The 16,269-nt window shown below is 65.1% G+C and carries 14 protein-coding genes; 10 read left to right on the plus strand and 4 right to left on the minus strand.

What is annotated here, in order from left to right; genetic code table 11:
* The first annotated feature begins 26 nt into the window (after positions 1–26).
* Genes CH274_RS23320 through CH274_RS23335 form a run of 4 tightly spaced genes read left to right on the plus strand, consistent with a single transcriptional unit; the run spans position 27 to position 4,502 of the window.
* Positions 27–1,160, plus strand: coding sequence for a VOC family protein (locus tag CH274_RS23320; protein WP_032395479.1), 1,134 nt, complete (start codon positions 27–29; stop codon positions 1,158–1,160).
* Positions 1,157–2,092: a fumarylacetoacetate hydrolase family protein gene (locus tag CH274_RS23325; protein ID WP_032395480.1), complete on the plus strand. Its 936-nt coding sequence runs from the start codon at positions 1,157–1,159 to the stop codon at positions 2,090–2,092. The genes CH274_RS23320 and CH274_RS23325 overlap by 4 nt, the downstream gene beginning before the upstream one ends.
* A complete protein-coding gene (gene mhpA / locus CH274_RS23330; RefSeq protein ID WP_094659059.1) occupies positions 2,089–3,690 on the plus strand; it encodes a bifunctional 3-(3-hydroxy-phenyl)propionate/3-hydroxycinnamic acid hydroxylase MhpA in 1,602 nt (533 codons plus the stop codon). The genes CH274_RS23325 and mhpA overlap by 4 nt, the downstream gene beginning before the upstream one ends.
* Positions 3,687–4,502 (plus strand): SDR family oxidoreductase, encoded by an 816-nt coding sequence (locus CH274_RS23335; protein ID WP_094631926.1) that lies wholly within the window; start codon positions 3,687–3,689, stop codon positions 4,500–4,502. The genes mhpA and CH274_RS23335 overlap by 4 nt, the downstream gene beginning before the upstream one ends.
* Here the strand turns inward: CH274_RS23335 and CH274_RS23340 are convergent.
* The 3 genes from CH274_RS23340 to CH274_RS23350 are packed head-to-tail and all read right to left on the minus strand — an operon-like array spanning position 4,499 to position 8,166.
* Positions 4,499–5,599, minus strand: a complete 1,101-nt coding sequence (locus CH274_RS23340) for an alpha/beta hydrolase family protein (RefSeq protein WP_094659168.1) — start codon at positions 5,597–5,599, stop codon at positions 4,499–4,501. The genes CH274_RS23335 and CH274_RS23340 overlap by 4 nt on opposite strands.
* A gap of 53 nt (positions 5,600–5,652) precedes the next feature.
* On the minus strand, positions 5,653–6,777 hold the full coding sequence (locus tag CH274_RS23345; protein WP_082073880.1) for a HoxN/HupN/NixA family nickel/cobalt transporter: 1,125 nt from the start codon (positions 6,775–6,777) through the stop codon (positions 5,653–5,655).
* 27 nt (positions 6,778–6,804) lie between these two features.
* Entirely contained in the window at positions 6,805–8,166 is a 1,362-nt protein-coding gene (locus CH274_RS23350) for an MFS transporter (protein WP_094659060.1), read from the minus strand.
* A 186-nt stretch (positions 8,167–8,352) separates the two neighbouring features.
* Between CH274_RS23350 and CH274_RS23355 the strand changes: the two genes are divergently transcribed.
* Positions 8,353–9,405 (plus strand): DUF3068 domain-containing protein, encoded by a 1,053-nt coding sequence (locus CH274_RS23355; protein WP_179275830.1) that lies wholly within the window; start codon positions 8,353–8,355, stop codon positions 9,403–9,405.
* Between the two features lie 80 nt (positions 9,406–9,485).
* Here CH274_RS23355 and CH274_RS23360 read toward each other — a convergent pair whose 3' ends face one another.
* Positions 9,486–10,088: an SACE_7040 family transcriptional regulator gene (locus tag CH274_RS23360; RefSeq protein WP_094646502.1), complete on the minus strand. Its 603-nt coding sequence runs from the start codon at positions 10,086–10,088 to the stop codon at positions 9,486–9,488.
* A 114-nt stretch (positions 10,089–10,202) separates the two neighbouring features.
* Between CH274_RS23360 and CH274_RS23365 the strand changes: the two genes are divergently transcribed.
* From CH274_RS23365 to CH274_RS23385, 5 genes are read left to right on the plus strand one after another with little or no spacing between them, the layout of a single operon-like run.
* Positions 10,203–11,780, plus strand: coding sequence for a carboxyl transferase domain-containing protein (locus tag CH274_RS23365; protein WP_094659062.1), 1,578 nt, complete (start codon positions 10,203–10,205; stop codon positions 11,778–11,780).
* Positions 11,781–11,785: 5 nt separating this feature from the next.
* Positions 11,786–13,780, plus strand: a complete 1,995-nt coding sequence (locus tag CH274_RS23370) for an acetyl/propionyl/methylcrotonyl-CoA carboxylase subunit alpha (RefSeq protein ID WP_094659169.1) — start codon at positions 11,786–11,788, stop codon at positions 13,778–13,780.
* Entirely contained in the window at positions 13,777–14,943 is a 1,167-nt protein-coding gene (locus tag CH274_RS23375; protein WP_094631921.1) for an acyl-CoA dehydrogenase family protein, read from the plus strand. Before CH274_RS23370 ends, CH274_RS23375 begins: the two co-directional genes overlap by 4 nt.
* A complete protein-coding gene (locus CH274_RS23380; RefSeq protein ID WP_373453942.1) occupies positions 14,940–15,425 on the plus strand; it encodes a MaoC family dehydratase in 486 nt (161 codons plus the stop codon). Before CH274_RS23375 ends, CH274_RS23380 begins: the two co-directional genes overlap by 4 nt.
* Positions 15,422–16,234: an HpcH/HpaI aldolase/citrate lyase family protein gene (locus CH274_RS23385; RefSeq protein WP_094659063.1), complete on the plus strand. Its 813-nt coding sequence runs from the start codon at positions 15,422–15,424 to the stop codon at positions 16,232–16,234. Before CH274_RS23380 ends, CH274_RS23385 begins: the two co-directional genes overlap by 4 nt.
* Positions 16,235–16,269: the final 35 nt, after the last annotated feature.

Consider the following 16,269-nt stretch of genomic DNA (forward strand, 5'->3'; position numbering starts at 1 on the left):
ATATTGTCACCAACGAGGGAGGCTCAATGGCACAGGACGTCGACGGCCACAAGGACATGCACGTGGACCAAGGCGCGCTCACCGGCGAGCACCCCGGTCGCGCGAAGGATCCCATCATCAAGGTTCGGGACATCGCGTGGTTGGAGTTTCGCAAGCCGGATCTGACCAAGGCCGAGGCGTTCGCCGTGGCCTTCGGTTTCACCGTCTCGCTTCGCACTCCGGAGGAGATCCATCTGCGAGGTACGCACGTCGGCGCACCGTGCGTGATCATCCGTCGCGGCAAGCGAACACGCTTCGTGGGCGCAGCCTTCGCCGCCGCGGACGATGCCGACCTGATGAGGCTGGCCGAGGCCACCGGGCAGCGCGTCCAACGACTACCCGACACACTCGGCGGTGTCGCCGTGAATCTCACCGACCCGGGTGGACAACCCGTCCAGGTGGTGTCCGGGTACACCGAGCATCCCGAGCTGCCCGGCCAGCCAGCGCACACCTACAACTTCGGCGACCCGCGCTACCGACTCAATGCGACGCAGCGGCCTCCGCGTCAGCCCGCCCGAGTCCAACGTCTGGGACACGTGGTGCTCCAGCGCACCGGCTACCTCGAGAACCTGAACTGGTACCTACATCATCTCGGACTGATCGTCAGCGACTTCCTCTACTACGACGGCCAGCGTGATCGCGGTCCGGTGATGAGCTTCATCCGCTGCGATCGTGGCAACACTCCGGCCGATCATCACACTCTCGCAATGACTCTCGGTCCGTCCAACCGGTACGTACACTCGGCCTACCAGGTGTCGGATCTCGATGCCATCGCCGCGGGCGGGGAGTACCTGACCCAGCGCGGGTACCGGCATTCGTGGGGTATCGGCAGGCACATCCAGGGCAGCCAGATCTTCGACTACTGGCGGGATCCCGACGGTTTCCTGGTGGAACATTTCAGCGACGGCGATATGTTCGACAGCTCCCTCGAGCCCGGCTGGGCACCGATGACCGCATCCGGCCTGGCTCAGTGGGGGCCGCCTGCGTCCAAGGACTTCCTCGGGATCGCGCCGAGCAAAGCGTCTCTGCACGAGCTCAAATCGATCATCTCCTCGCTACGCACCGACAACGAATTCGACACCGAACGCCTTCGCGGCCTGATGAAAGTGGCTTCCTCATGAGCATCGCTGTACTGCGCACCGCCGACGCCTGGTGGGTGGAGACCCCGGCCGGGGCGTCCCGAATCGACACCTCGGCCACCACCACCGCCGAGCTACTCGCCGATCGAGCGGCCATCGAGTCGGCGCGCGAGTCCACCGATGTCGTTGCCGTGGAGACATTGTCGCCGATCTCGCCGGTCACCGCGCCCTGCCGAATCATGGCGAACATGACGAACTTCGTCTCGCATGTGAAGGACTCGGGAATGAACCCCGAGACGGTGCCGCTGACGTTCTTCCGCAAGACCTCGGGCTCCATCAGTGGACCCACCGACGACGTGATCAAGCCCGCGCACGTCAAACTGCTGGACTACGAGATCGAGATCGGCTTGGTCTTCGGCAAGACCCTCACCGTCGGCACCAAGATCGACGCGTCCAACGTGGCCGAGTACGTGGCCGGGCTCGTGATCACCAACGACGTCTCGGCGCGCGATGTCCAGTTGCCCAAAACTCAGTTCTACGAGGGCAAGTCGTACCCCACCTTCACGCCGGTCGGGCCGCGCCTCGTACTGCTCGAGGCCGGCGAGTTCGACCGGTTCGGAGACCTCGCATTGACCTTGCGCGTCAACGGCTCGGTCCGACAGGACAGTACGGTCGCCGACATGATCTACCGTCCGGTCGAATCACTGAAGGCGCTGAGCAAGTTTCAGCGGATCGATCCGGGCGATCTACTGCTCACCGGTACGCCGGGGGGCACCGCACTGAAGGCCCCCGCCAAGCCGATCGAAATGATCGGATCGCTGGTTCCGCCGTCGGTCAAGTGGAAGGTCTTCTTCAAGAAGCAGGCCAAGAATCCGGCGTTTCTGAAGGACGGTGACGTGCTCGAACTGACGTGCTCCACTCCCGACGGAGCCCTCGATCTGGGAGTCCAGCGCACCCGGGTCTCCTACCGATGACCGAAAACACGTCCGACGGTCGCCACTTTCCCGTGGTGATCGTCGGCGCCGGTCCGACGGGCATGACCGCTGCGTTGCTGCTGGGTCGGTACGGCGTGCCCTGCCTCGTGTTGGACAGGTGGGAGGACGTCTACCCACAGCCTCGCGCGGTCCATCTCGACGACGAGGTGTTCCGCATTCTCGGCGATATCGGCCTGGCCGATGACTTCGCGGGAATCTCGCGCCCCGGTCGCGGACTGCGATTGTGCGACAAGCAGATCCGCACGCTTGCCGAGTTCGAGCGGGATCCCGACGATCGACCGCACGGGTATCCGCAGGCCAACATGTTCGATCAGCCCGATCTCGAACAGCTGATGCGCAAACACATCTCACAATTCGAGTGCGTGGAGATGCGCGGCAATTGCGAGATCACCGACGTCCAGAATCTGAAGAATTCGGTGCGGGTCCGGTACGACTCGACCGTGGACGGGACCCCACACTGGGTGACCGCCGACTACGTACTCGGCTGCGACGGGGCCAACAGCATCGTTCGAGCCTCCATCGGTTCGAAGATGCACGATCTCGGCTTCGCACAGCGATGGTTGGTGGTCGACATCGCCACCGATGCGGACCTCGATCAGTGGGACGGCGTGCACCAGGTATGCGATTCCGAGCGATCGGCGACCTACATGCGCATCGGCCCGACCCGCTATCGCTGGGAATTCCGTCTGCACGACGACGAGACCATGGACGCCTTCACCGACCTGGCGTCGATCGGTCCACTGATCGCGCCGTGGCTGGAGTCTGTGGACGAGCCCGAGATGGAGCTGATTCGCTGCGCCGAGTACACCTTTCGGGCACAGGTGGCCGACCGGTGGCGTGATCGCCGGGTTTTCCTCCTGGGCGATTCCGCGCATCTGACGCCGCCCTTCATCGGGCAGGGGATGGGCGCTGGGCTCCGAGATGCGCGCAACCTGGTCTGGAAGATCGTCGGCGTGCTCGACGGGCATCTGAAGGAAACCTCGCTCGACAGCTACGAGACGGAACGAAAGACGCACGCCAAGCAGATGATCGAGTTGGCGGTCGCGATCGGATGGGCCATGACCGGCGGCAGCCGACTCACCGGCATCATGCGCACGAACATCGCACCCGCTCTGGGGTATCTGCCGTTCATCGGCGCGAAGGTCACCGCCAGCACCACGCCGTCACTCGGCCGATCGCAGTACGTGTTGCGTTCGCCCGTGCCGGTTCGCACTCTGGCCGGAAAGCTCTGCCCCAACAGCACATTGGACAATGGAATGCGCCTGGACGACCTCGCGCCCAGCCAATTCCTGTTCGTCTCGTCGACGCCCTTGTCCATCGGGCACCGTCGAGAGGTCGAACGTCGCGGAGCCGTCGTCGTCGAGGTGGCGGCGTCGTCGGATCTCGGGGCCTGGCTGCGCAGCGGGCATGCTGTCGCTGCCATAGTCCGACCGGACCGCACCGTCATGGCGTCGGGCACCTCGGTACCTTCCCTGCACACCAAGGTACCGACCACCGCTTTTCGTCGGCAAGACTGCCCGGCACACGTTGCGACGAAGCCGAGACCTACCCGCACAGCAACAAAGAGGCGTAGATGAACACTGCACTTGTCACCGGAGCGACGTCGGGAATCGGCGAGGCCGTCGCCGAAACTCTCATCGCCCGCGGCTATCACGTCATCGGCACCAGCCGTAACAGCTCGAAGGTGGCCGCCCCGATCCCGGGCGTCGACTACCGCGATCTGGACCTGACGGATCCGCAATCGATCCGTGCGTTCGTGGACGAACTCGGCGACTCCCCGATCGATGTGCTGATCAACAACGCAGGCGAAAGCCAGTGCGGCCCACTCGAAGAACTCCCCATCGAGGCGATCACTCGGTTGTTTCAGCTCAACGTGTTCGGCGCGATCGAGTTGACCCAGGCCGTATTGCCGGCCATGCGTGAGCGCGGCCGCGGCAGAATCGTCAACATCGGCTCGATGCTCGCGAGCTTCCCCCTGGCCTACCGTTCCTCGTACGCCGCAACCAAGGCCGCGATCAAGGGCTTCAGCACGGCGGCACGGTTCGAGCTCGAACCGTACGGAATCGACATCACCACAGTCGAACCCGGCTCGATCGCCACCGGCCTGTCCGCCCGTCGCACCAAGTACTGCGGACCGCATTCGCCCTACCTACGCGATTTCACCACGGTGATCGCGAAGCTCGACGCCAAGGAGGCACAGGGCATCACGGCCGAAACGGTCGCGAAGACCGTGCTGAGAGCGGTCGAGGACAAGAAGACCCTCCCGATCTACGCCGTCGGCAGCAATGCGCCCGCAGTGTTTCTCGCCAAGCGGTTGCTACCACGCACCGTGCTCGAGAAGTTCACGGCCCGCGCATACGGATTGCCCGGCAAACGCCCGGTCGGCTAGCGAAGCAGTCCTGCGACGAACGGGATCGTGTCGGCCTGTGACTGGACGAGGGCTCCACTGTGGTCGGTGTTGTAGGCCCGGAACGTCACCGGCTGACCGTTGGCGGTCAGACGCGCGACATAGGCCGCGGTGGTCGGAAACGGAACGTCGATGTCCTGGAGACCGTTTCCCATGAAGAAGGGCTTGTCGAATCCTGTTTCGGGCATCGCCATGTAATCGTCGAGCACGGCCGTGAAATCGGGCAGGCTCGTCAGTGGCGCGGTGAAGAAGTCGCCGATCGTCACACCGTCGAGTTGTTCCTCGAAGTCCGATACGCACTCCGTCTCGGCCAGGTCTGCGTACTTCTGTCCGAGCGGGGTCAGGATGTTGTCCAGTCCGAGCTCGGGATGCGCGTAGCGCAGTGATGCGCCGATGTACGCGACGTAGGCGGTCAGTCCCGACGGTAGCTCCACCGGCGGAACACCCGGTCCACCGATCGAGACCAATTTCTCGATGTACGCGGGAGTTCCGGTGCCGACCGCCCCTCGGTAGTCGAGCTCGGGGCCGCCGAATTCCGTTGCGTACCGCGCGGTGTAGATCGCTGCTCCGCCGCCCTGCGATTGGCCGACGGCCACCCAGGATCGCGACAGGGCCTCGCTGTGGTTGCGGCCCGCCTTGACCATGTCCACGACGTTGTGTGCCGTGGTTCGACCGTCGAGATACGTCGGCAAGCCGGGTGTTCCGAGGCCGGCATAGTCGCTGGCCACGATGGCGTAACCCTGCGCGAGCCAGTTTCCCAGGTACGGCAGATCGCGCTCGGCGTACGCCGGACCGATCATCGACGGCGCACACGAATCCCCAAGACCGGATGTGCCGTGGGCCCACGAAATCACCGGCCAACCACCCGCGGGCGGCGTGCCGGGCGGCAGGAAGACGGTGCCTGTGCTCAGCGCTTTGTCGCCGAACGTGTCGGTGGTGACGTAGGTGAGCACTTCGGCCGAGGCCGCGCCGGGAACCCACAGTTCCCGCGGCAGATCACGAGTGGAGACGACGTCGCCGATCTCCTGAGTGATCGCCGGTGCTGCGGAAGCAGGTGCGGCCAGCAGCACCGTCACCATGCTCGACGCGACAGTCGCGGCAACTGCGAGAGCACCGATCCGACGACGAGAGGTCACTGGGTCTCCATTCCGTTCGAGTGCGCGAAGCCACCGCGTTCGTCGATGCGCGCCACCTTGTAATACACGACCGCACCGATCCACACGACGAAGAACGTGCCGACGACGAGTTGGCCGGCCAGATTGAGATCGATGACGGCCAGCGCGTCCCACAGGCCGCCGGTCAGCTCGAACTGCTCGGCGAGCAGCGACAACAACTGCACCGTGCCGATCACCAATGCCACGAAGACGGACAGTCCCGTCATCGTCATGTTGTAGTAGATCTTGCGCACCGGCGTCACGAACGCCCATCCGTACGCCTTGGACATGAAGATGCCGTCGATGGTGTCCATCGTGGTCATGCCCGCGGCGAACAGAACCGGCAGCGCGATGATCGCCATCGGCGGAAGTCCGCCTGCCATGGCCGTCGTGCCTGCGATCGCAAGCAGACCGACCTGAGTGGCGGTGTCGAATCCCAGCCCGAACAGCAGACCCAGCGGGTACATCTGCCACGAGTGGTTGATCAGCTTGTCGTAGCGGCCGCGGAACAGTCGATTCATCAGCCCACGCTTGGCCAGCAACTCGTCGAGGCCGGCTTCGGTGAACTCACCTCGTTTCGCGCGTCGCCAGACTCCGACGATTCCCGCGAGCACGGCGATGTTCAACGCCGCGATGAGATACAGGAACGTTCCGGACACGAGCGTGCCGATGATGCCGCCGACTCCGGCGAATGCGTCCTGGAACGCCGTGGCCTGGGAAGCGACGAAGGCGATAGCGGCGACGAAGACGAACACGACCGTCGAATGACCGAGTGAGAAGAAGAGCCCGACGGCCAACGGCCGCTTGCCCTTCTGCAGCAGAAAGCGGGTGGTGTCGTCGATGGCCGCGATGTGATCGGCGTCGAAGGCGTGCCTGAGCCCGAGTGTGTACGCCAACACGCCTGCTCCGGCGTACACGAGGGTGCCGTCGGCCCCGGTGAGTCCGTGGATGCTCGGAATGGAGTCGTAGTGCGTGAACAACCCCCATCCGATCACGTGCAGAGCGGCTACGAAGCCGGCCATCGCCAACAGGCGGGGAATCTCGTCGAGAGTGAATCGACTCTGCCGTCGGCCGACCTCGGCGCGCGAAAGCTCAATCGTCATGGAGACATTGTGGCCGACGACAACGAATTACTCTTCCTGCGCGGCCGCGGCCAGGACGCGTCGCGCATCGGGTTCGACGGACCAGTAGGCAAGGAGGGCCAAGATCCCGCCGACGGCCAACAGCGGTAGCAGCGGAACCAGGCCGACGGTGAGTGAATCGGCCGCGTCGGACACCACGCCGACCAGAAGCGGCCCGACGGCACCGCCCGCGGTCGCGGCGATCTGAAGCATGCCGAATCCCAGACCCCGATCCCGGGCCGGGACCACGTCGGCGACACATGCGGTGAGCGTGGGGAGGGCAAAAGCCGAGAAGAAGGCGAAGACGGTGAGAAGTACGACGAACACCACCGTGGCGTTCATGCCGAGCGCAATCGACATGAACACACTGCCGAGGAGAATTCCGCCACCACCCAGCACTACTCGCCACTGGGCGAGGCTGGTCCCGATCACGGCCCTTCGGGTTGCCATCGCCGCGACGAGCGTGCCGAGAACGATTCCTACAAGCGTCATTCCACCGCCCGCCGTCGCGGCTGCCGATTCGGACAGGCCGTACCGGCGGTGCAGCAGACTCGGAAGCCAGAAGGTCAGGCCACCGATCGACAAGCTCATGACCGTCAGAGCCGCACCGGTGAACCACAGCGTTCGGATGGGCAGCAGTCGGCGGAGCTGGGCGGCAAGCGGGCCGGACGGCGTGGGAGCCTCCACGCTCGGGTCCGCGCGGGCCGCCAACCTGTCGGCGTATCCGCGTTCCGGTTCCTTCAGACGTGAGACGAGCACTGCGACAAGCAGTCCCGGGATCGTCATGACCATGAACGCCCCGCGCCAGCCCAGCCAGTCCGCCAGCACACCACCCAGAACGATGCCGGCACCGCCCAGATACGCCGAGGTTCGCCACCAACCGAACGCGGTGGATCGTGTTGCGGACGGGTAGAAGTCGGCAAGCAGGCTCGCGCTCGCCGGGTTGTCCACCGCCTCCGCGGCGGCAAGACCGACCCGCACGAGGTAGAAGATCAGGAACGTGGGCGCAAGCGCGGAACCCAGCGTCGCCAGAGACCACAGAACGACCACCCATGTCACGATCCTGCCGCGATCGTGACGATCGGCGACATACGCAGCCGGTATCGCCAGAACGCCCGCGGCGATCGCGGATGCACTGGGCAGCGATCCCGCCACCGCGTCGCCGAAACCCCATTCGGCCTGAAGCTGAGGGAGAACGGCGGCAACGAGGCTGAATTCGATCCGGTCCACGAAGGCCACGAGGACCAACACGATTGCCGGTCCCCAGCCGAAGGGAAGAAGAGCAGACCCGGGCCCGGACCGCAGCGTCCCGATGGTTCGCCAACGGCTGCCGCGATCGACCACTGGGCCTGGATCGATACCGGTCGCCATGCGTCGTCCCTCGATTCAGCGTCGTTCGAAACCAGTGTGCACCGCCGGGCACAATCTCAACACCGGTTGATGTCTCTGTCATTTCCCTCGAACGTGCTGACAGGTCACAACGCGGAAGCGGACATTCGACGCTTTCGTCACGGCAGGATGAGGTGGCCGAAGTCGAAAACAGTGGGGACGAAGTTCATGTCACGGGTGAGAATCGCGATGTGCCTGCTCGCAGGTCTGGGATCCTTCGCGATCGTCGTTGCGCTTCTTCTGCCCACCCTCGTGTACGACCGTCTGGCGGTCACTCCCCTCGACATCGCCGCCACCACAGTGGCCACCACGGCAGATGGAGCGGGCGGCGAGGTCCTCGACTCGAAGACGATCGCCGGCCCGGGGCCCTTGTCGATCGCAACCGATGTTCCCCTCGTTCTCCAGCGGTACATCACCGTGGAGGATCCCTCCGACGCAGACCGCGTCACCTTCCAGGTCGGAGCCACGGTGCGACGCGCCGACCGCGACGGCGATGAAGGCCTGCTGACCGCCTCGGTGGATCGAGTGACCAGCGACCGACGCACCGGCCTACCCGTCGAGCCGGCGGGATCATTGCAGACCACCGTCGACTCACCTGCTATTCCGCTGCCGCGCACTGGATTACAGCATCGATTCCCTTTCGATACCCAGCCGATCACGTACACGGTCTACGACTCGACGGCGTGGACGAGCTTCGAGGCGAACTTCGTCGAGGAGATCACCATGGAAGGTCTGCCGATCTATCACTTCCGATCGATCGTGACCGAAGCCGACCTGTCGACCACGACGCAGTCACCGATCAACTCGGTGACCCTCCCGGCATCGAAGTGGGGACTGGGCGACGGGGACGAACCGATCACGATGAAGCGGTGGTACTCCAACGTTCGCGACATCTACGTCGAACCCAGAAGCGGAAGCCTGGTGTGGGGCAGAGAAACCCCGTACCAGTACTTCGCGAGAGATCCGCAGGTCCCCGAGGTCACCATCTTCAAGGCGTCACTCGCTCTGGACGAGACGGGTCGCCTGGAGCAGGTGAACTCCGCACGCGACGCTGCGAACAGCCTGGCCTGGTTGACGTCTCGCGGACCACTCCTGGGATACGCGGTCGGTGGAGCCTGTCTCGTCGGTGCCGTCGCCGCCGGAGTGATCGGATCCCGTCGCGCGCGTTCGCCCGAGCCCACCCCACAGCAGGCGGACGAATCCGAGCGCGCGTCGGTGTAGGTGCGCTCGGCGTCCACAATTCGGATCCGAAAGCGGGATCGCGATCGTGTGGGCACATTGTGGACACTCAGGTCGGTGCGTCAGGCAGGAAGCCCCAACGCCCTCAGCGCCATTGCTCGCAAGACGGGCCTGGCAGTACGTGACGGACTGCGTCCCGCGCTGTAAGGCGTCGAATTGATCAGACCGAACACGCCGTGTGCCGCTGTGCGAGCGTCGGCTTCGTTCGACGTCGGGTCGACGGCGCACAGGACCTCGACCCACAGTTCGACGTACTCGCGCTGCATCCGGCGTACCTTGCGTCGAGCACCCTCGGGCAGACTCTGCAGGTCGCGATCCTGGATTCTGATGAAGGCCGGTGTGTCGAAGGCGAAGTCGAGGTGGAACTCGACCAACGCGGACAACGCGTCCACGGCAGCCCCACCACGATCGACCACCGCACGGCCACCGTCGAGCAGATACCCCGAGATCCCGACCATCAGCTCGACGAGCACGGCCTCCTTGTTCGGGAAGTGACGGTAGACGGCGGGTCCGCTGACACCGACTGCCGCGCCCAGATCCTCGAGGCGCACCGAGGTGAATCCGCGTTCGGCGAACAGTGACGCCGCGGCGTCGAGCAACTGCTGCCGACGCTCGGCCTTGCGCTGCTCACGCACCGTGGTGGGCTTCGCCTCCAACTCCTGCACTGACTCCCCCTCGACCCTGGACTCTCGGTTAATCGTAGTTTACTATGATGTCAGTTATCAACCATTAACTGAACTCCTGTGACACCGGCGTCCAACCCCTAAGGCGTGCACCTCATGGCAATCGATATTGCTGCCAACCGGGCAGATCACGAGCTGCTCACCAGTGAGCTGGCCGAGCGGCTCGCCGCGGCGGCGCTCGGCGGTAGCGAAAAATCCCGGGAACGACACATCGAGCGCGGCAAACTGCTCCCCCGCGACCGCGTCGACGAGTTGCTCGATCCAGGCAGCCCGTTCTTGGAGATCGCACCACTGGCTGCCAACGGTCTCTACGACGACGAGTGCCCCGGCGCAGGAGTGATCGCCGGCATCGGACGCGTTTCCGGTCGCGAATGCGTGATCGTCGCCAACGACGCCACCGTCAAGGGCGGCACGTACTACCCGATGACGGTCAAGAAGCATCTGCGCGCACAGGAGATCGCACTGCAGAACACCCTGCCGTGCATCTACCTCGTCGACTCGGGCGGCGCATTTCTCCCGCGACAGGACGAAGTCTTTCCCGACCGCGACCACTTCGGCCGCATCTTCTTCAATCAGGCGACCATGAGCGCCAAGGGAATTGCGCAGATCGCCGCGGTCATGGGTTCGTGCACTGCAGGCGGCGCCTACGTGCCTGCGATGAGCGACGAAGCCATCATCGTCAAGAACCAGGGCACCATCTTCCTCGGCGGCCCGCCACTGGTGAAGGCCGCGACCGGCGAGGTCGTCACCGCAGAAGAACTCGGCGGTGGTGATCTGCATTCGAAGATCTCCGGCGTCACCGACCATCTCGCCGAGGACGATCGAGACGCACTACACCGGGTCCGCCGAATCGTGTCGACGCTGGGGCCCCGCACTCCACGGCCGTGGGACGTCGTCACGACGCGTGACCCGGTAGCCGACCAGACCGAGCTCTACGACGTCGTACCCACCGATCCTCGCACGCCGTACGACGTGCGTGAGGTGATCACCAGGGTGGTCGACGGCGGCGAATTCGACGAGTTCAAGGCCGAATACGGCAAGACACTCGTCACCGGGTTCGCCCACCTTCACGGTCATCCCGTCGGCATCATCGCCAACAACGGTGTGCTGTTCGCCGAATCTGCCATGAAGGGCGCACATTTCATCGAACTGTGCGACAAGCGCAGTATCCCGCTCGTCTTCCTGCAGAACATCTCGGGCTTCATGGTCGGCCGCGACTACGAGGCAGGCGGCATCGCAAAACACGGCGCAAAGATGGTCACCGCGGTGGCGTGTGCCCGCGTCCCCAAGATCACCGTCGTCATCGGCGGTTCCTACGGTGCAGGGAACTACTCGATGTGCGGCAGAGCGTATTCACCGCGCTTCCTGTTCATGTGGCCCAACGCGCGAATCTCGGTGATGGGCGGCGAGCAGGCGGCGTCGGTGCTCGCGACGGTGCGCAGCGAACAACTCGATGCGGCGGGAAAACCGTGGAGCGACGAGGACCAGGAATCGTTCAAGGCTCCGATACGCGAGCAGTACGAGAGCCAGGGCAACCCCTACTATTCGACGGCCCGCCTGTGGGACGACGGCATCATCGACCCGGCCGATACCAGGCAGGTACTCGGACTGGCTCTCGCAGCGTGCGCCAATGCACCGCTCGAGCCGGTCTCCTACGGCGTTTTCAGGATGTGACGGACATGACCACGATAGACACCGTTCTGATCGCCAATCGCGGCGAGATCGCCGTGCGGGTGGCGCGAACGCTGCGCCGCATGGGGATTCGCACCGTTGCCGTCTACAGCGACGCCGACGTCGACGCCCGCCACGTCCACGAGGCCGATACCGCGGTACGCCTCGGTCCCGCCAACGCTCGCGAGAGCTACCTCGACATCGCCAAGGTGATCGCGGCCGCGAAAGCCACAGGAGCGCAGGGCATTCATCCGGGATACGGATTTCTCTCCGAGAACTCCGAGTTCGCATCCGCCTGTGCCGAAGCCGGAATCGCCTTTCTGGGGCCGCCGGCGAAAGCCATCGAAGTGATGGGCGACAAGATCGCCGCCAAGGCCGCGGTCAGCGCCTTCGGGGTCCCCGTCGTCCCCGGTATCTCCCGTCCCGGCCTCACCGACGCCGACCTCATCGCCGGCGCTCCCGACGTCGGATTCCCGGTGCTGGTCAAACCCTCCGCAGGAGGCGGCGGAAAGGGTATGCGTCTGGTCGAGCGTGCCGAGGACCTACCCGCCGCATTGACCAGCGCCCGCCGGGAAGCGGCGTCGTCGTTCGGCGACGACACCCTCTTCCTCGAGCGATTCGTGTTGCGGCCCCGGCACATCGAGGTGCAGATTCTCGCCGACGAACACGGCAACGTCATCCACCTCGGCGAACGCGAATGCAGCCTGCAGCGCAGGCACCAGAAGGTCATCGAGGAGGCACCGTCCCCCTTGCTCGACGAAGCAGCCCGTGCACGCATCGGTGAGGCGGCCTGCAACACCGCCCGCAGTGTCGACTACTCCGGTGCCGGCACAGTCGAATTCATCGTCTCGGCCGACCGCCCCGACGAGTTCTTCTTCATGGAGATGAACACTCGCCTGCAGGTCGAGCACCCGGTCACCGAGATGGTCACCGGCCTCGACCTGGTCGAATGGCAGGTGCGGGTGGCATCGGGCGAGCCCCTGACTCTCGCGCAGGACGACATCACGCTCACCGGACATGCGATCGAGGCCCGCGTCTACGCCGAGGATCCCGGCCGCGGATTCCTCCCCACCGGCGGCACCGTTGTCGGACTGCGCGAGCCGTCGGCGCCGGGGATTCGAGTCGACTCCGGTCTTGCCGTCGGCACGGAGGTGGGTAGCAACTACGACCCCATGCTCTCGAAGGTCATCGCTCACGGACCCAATCGAGCAACCGCACTGCGCAGCCTCGATCGTGCACTGGCCGACACCGCGGTACTCGGCGTCGTCACCAATATCGAGTTCGCCCGGTTCCTGCTCGCCGACAACGATGTTCGTGCCGGCAATCTCGATACCGGACTGCTCGACCGTCGCGTCGAGGACTTCGCAGCGGCCGAGGCGACCGACGAGGCGCTGATCGCCGCCACCGCCGTGCAGTGGCTCGACGCGTGGCAGGCTGCGGGACAGGATATCTGGGCAACACCATCGGGTTGGAGAGTCGGCGCGAAGGCTTCGTTCCACCGTCGCGTCGCGTCCGGAGGTCGGACGGCGCACGTGTCCATCGCCGGATCACTCGACGCGGCGACGGTCGTCGTCGACGACGGATTGCCGCGCACCCTCCGGGCAACGGCCACCGAGGATTCCGTGAATCTGGTGATCGACGGTCTACGCGAGTCGATGACCTTCGCCCGAAGCGGCTCGGCCACCTGGATTTCCAGTTCTCGCGGCACCTGGCGCATCGATCGGATTGCCGAGGCGAGCGTCCGCGAGGACGATGCGCACTCCGGTGACGCCGAAATCCTCTCGCCGATGCCGGGTTCGATCATCGCGATCGGAACGACCACCGGCAGTGCGGTCACCGCGGGCACCGCCGTGGTCGTCGTCGAGGCGATGAAGATGGAACACACTCTGACCACCCCGATCGACGGCACGGTCGAACTCACTGTCGCAGTGGGCGATCAGGTCCGCGTCGATCAGATCCTCGCCCGAATCGTTCCCACACCCACCGAAGAGGACCAGCCATGACCGATCACCTGTCATCCGCGAATCTGCCCGACGAGTACCAGCAACTGGTGAAGTCCGTCGCCGACTTCACCCGGACGGTCGTGGCCCCGGTCTCGGCGAAACACGATGCCGAGCACTCGTTCCCGTACGAGGTCGTCACCGGGATGGCCGAGATGGGCCTGTTCGGTCTGCCGTTTCCCGAGGAGTACGGCGGAATGGGCGGCGACTACTTCGCCCTCTGCCTGGCCCTCGAGGAGCTCGGCAAGGTCGACCAGAGCGTCGCGATGACGCTCGAAGCCGGCGTCTCGCTCGGTGCCATGCCGGTGTACCGCTTCGGCAACGACGCGCAGAAGGAGCAGTGGCTGCCCAAGCTCACCGCAGGCAAGGCCTTGGCCGCGTTCGGTCTGACCGAGCCGGGTGCCGGCAGCGACGCGGGCGGCACCAAGACCACCGCCAAGCGTGACGGCGGCGACTGGATCATCAACGGCAGCAAGCAATTCATCACCAACTCCGGCACCGATATCACCGAGCTCGTCACCGTCACCGCGGTGACCGGCGTCGACGAGGCGACCGGACGCAAGCAGATCTCGTCGATCCTCGTTCCCACGAACACCCCCGGGTTCGTCGCCGAAGCGGCATACAACAAGGTCGGCTGGAACGCCTCCGACACGCATCCGCTCAGCTTCACCGATGTGCGCGTACCCCAGGAGAACCTGCTCGGGCAGGAAGGTCGCGGGTACGCGAACTTCCTGCACATCCTCGACGAGGGTCGCATCGCGATCGCCGCGGTATCGGTCGGTGCCGCGCAGGGTTGCGTCGACGAGAGCGTGAAGTACGCCAAGGAACGTGAGGCGTTCGGCGCTCCGATCGCGCGCAATCAGGCGATCTCGTTCAAGATCGCGCGCATGGAGGCACGCGCCCACACCGCGCGCACCGCGTACTACGACGCGGCAGCACTGATGTTGGCGGGCAAGCCGTTCAAGAAGGCCGCATCCATCGCCAAGCTCGTCGCCTCCGAAGCGGCCATGGACAACGCGCGCGACGCCACGCAGATCCACGGCGGCTACGGTTTCATGAACGAATACGTCGTCGCCCGTCACTACCGCGACAGCAAGATCCTCGAAATCGGTGAGGGCACAACCGAGGTGCAGCTGATGCTGATCGCCCGGAGCCTGGGACTTTGAGCGACAAGCGGATTCGCCAGCGCGGCCTGTGGTTCGACGAGATGGAGCTCGGCACCGTCTACGAGCACCGGCCGGGCCGCACCATTACCGAGGCCGACAACACCCTGTTCACGACGCAGACGATGAACACTCAGGCCCTGCACCTCGACGCCGCCTACAGCGAGACGACAGCGTTCGGCCAGCGTCTGGTGAATTCGATGTTCACCGTCTCCACCCTTGTCGGACTGTCGGTGACGCAGTTGACCCAGGGCACCATCGTGGCGAACCTCGGCTTCTCGGAGGTGTCGTTTCCCAAACCACTGTTCCACGGCGACACCCTGTACGCCGAGACCGTGATCTCGGACAAACGCGATTCGAAGTCCCGACCCGGCGAGGGCATCGTGACGTTCACGCACACCGGCCGTAATCAGCACGGGGACATCGTCGCAGTGGCGGTGCGCAAGACGCTCGTCCGCATGCAACCACCGGAGGACGCGTCGTGAGTTGGGTTCCGCCGGGGCCGGCGTGGCTGTTCTGCCCGGCCGACCGTCCCGAGCGCTACGAGAAGGCCGCAGCGCGAGCAGATGTGGTCATTCTCGATCTGGAGGATGCCGTCGGTGCAGCGGACAAAGCGGGTGCTCGTGAGTCCGTGGCCACTACCCCACTGGACCCGTCGCGCACTATCGTTCGAGTCAACGCATACGGCACCGACGAACAGGCTGCGGACCTCGAGGCGCTGACGCGCACCGGATACACGACCGTCATGCTCCCCAAATGTGAATCGGCCGAACAGATCGCGGCCCTGGCTCCGCTGAATGTCGTCGCGCTCATCGAGTCCCCGCTCGGTGCGATGACGGTGTTCGACGCCCTCGCTGCCGATAATGCGATCGGTGCCATGTGGGGTGCCGAGGATCTGGTGGCCGCCATGGGCGGTAACTCGAGCAGGCAGGCCGACGGCTCGTACCGCGATGTGGCACAGCATGTTCGGTCGCAGACGCTACTGGCCGCGAAGGCACGCGGGGTGTTCGCGCTCGATTCGGTGTTCCTCGACATCCCCGACCTCGACGGGGTGCGCGCGGAGGCCGACGACGCCGTGGCCGTCGGCTTCGACGGCAAGGTGGCCATTCACCCGAGCCACATCCCGGTCATTCGCGAGGCCTATGCACCCACTGCCGAGGAACTCGACTGGGCCACCGCCGTGCTCGACGCCGTCTCCCGCAATCGCGGTGTCTTCACCTTCCGCGGCCGGATGGTCGATGCCCCGGTGCTGGCGCATGCTCGACGCATCGTCGCGCGCAGTTCCCTCTCCTAGCCCAGTACTTGCACGCGCCGTTAATTGCCGGCGCG

It is taken from the genome of Rhodococcus sp. 06-418-5 (assembly GCF_002258285.1).
Classification (GTDB): domain Bacteria; phylum Actinomycetota; class Actinomycetes; order Mycobacteriales; family Mycobacteriaceae; genus Rhodococcoides.

What these genes read in the sequence shown, in the direction of transcription:
- CH274_RS23335 (WP_094631926.1), top strand. Translation starts at nt 3,687, where the DNA reads ATGAACACTGCACTTGTCACCGGAGCGACGTCGGGAATCGGCGAGGCC.
- mhpA (WP_094659059.1), top strand. Translation starts at nt 2,089, where the DNA reads ATGACCGAAAACACGTCCGACGGTCGCCACTTTCCCGTGGTGATCGTC.
- CH274_RS23325 (WP_032395480.1), top strand. Translation starts at nt 1,157, where the DNA reads ATGAGCATCGCTGTACTGCGCACCGCCGACGCCTGGTGGGTGGAGACC.
- CH274_RS23340 (WP_094659168.1), bottom strand. Translation starts at nt 5,599, where the DNA reads ATGGTGACGGTGCTGCTGGCCGCACCTGCTTCCGCAGCACCGGCGATC.
- CH274_RS23375 (WP_094631921.1), top strand. Translation starts at nt 13,777, where the DNA reads ATGACCGATCACCTGTCATCCGCGAATCTGCCCGACGAGTACCAGCAA.
- CH274_RS23345 (WP_082073880.1), bottom strand. Translation starts at nt 6,777, where the DNA reads ATGACGATTGAGCTTTCGCGCGCCGAGGTCGGCCGACGGCAGAGTCGA.
- CH274_RS23350 (WP_094659060.1), bottom strand. Translation starts at nt 8,166, where the DNA reads ATGGCGACCGGTATCGATCCAGGCCCAGTGGTCGATCGCGGCAGCCGT.
- CH274_RS23365 (WP_094659062.1), top strand. Translation starts at nt 10,203, where the DNA reads ATGGCAATCGATATTGCTGCCAACCGGGCAGATCACGAGCTGCTCACC.
- CH274_RS23370 (WP_094659169.1), top strand. Translation starts at nt 11,786, where the DNA reads ATGACCACGATAGACACCGTTCTGATCGCCAATCGCGGCGAGATCGCC.
- CH274_RS23355 (WP_179275830.1), top strand. Translation starts at nt 8,353, where the DNA reads ATGTCACGGGTGAGAATCGCGATGTGCCTGCTCGCAGGTCTGGGATCC.
- CH274_RS23320 (WP_032395479.1), top strand. Translation starts at nt 27, where the DNA reads ATGGCACAGGACGTCGACGGCCACAAGGACATGCACGTGGACCAAGGC.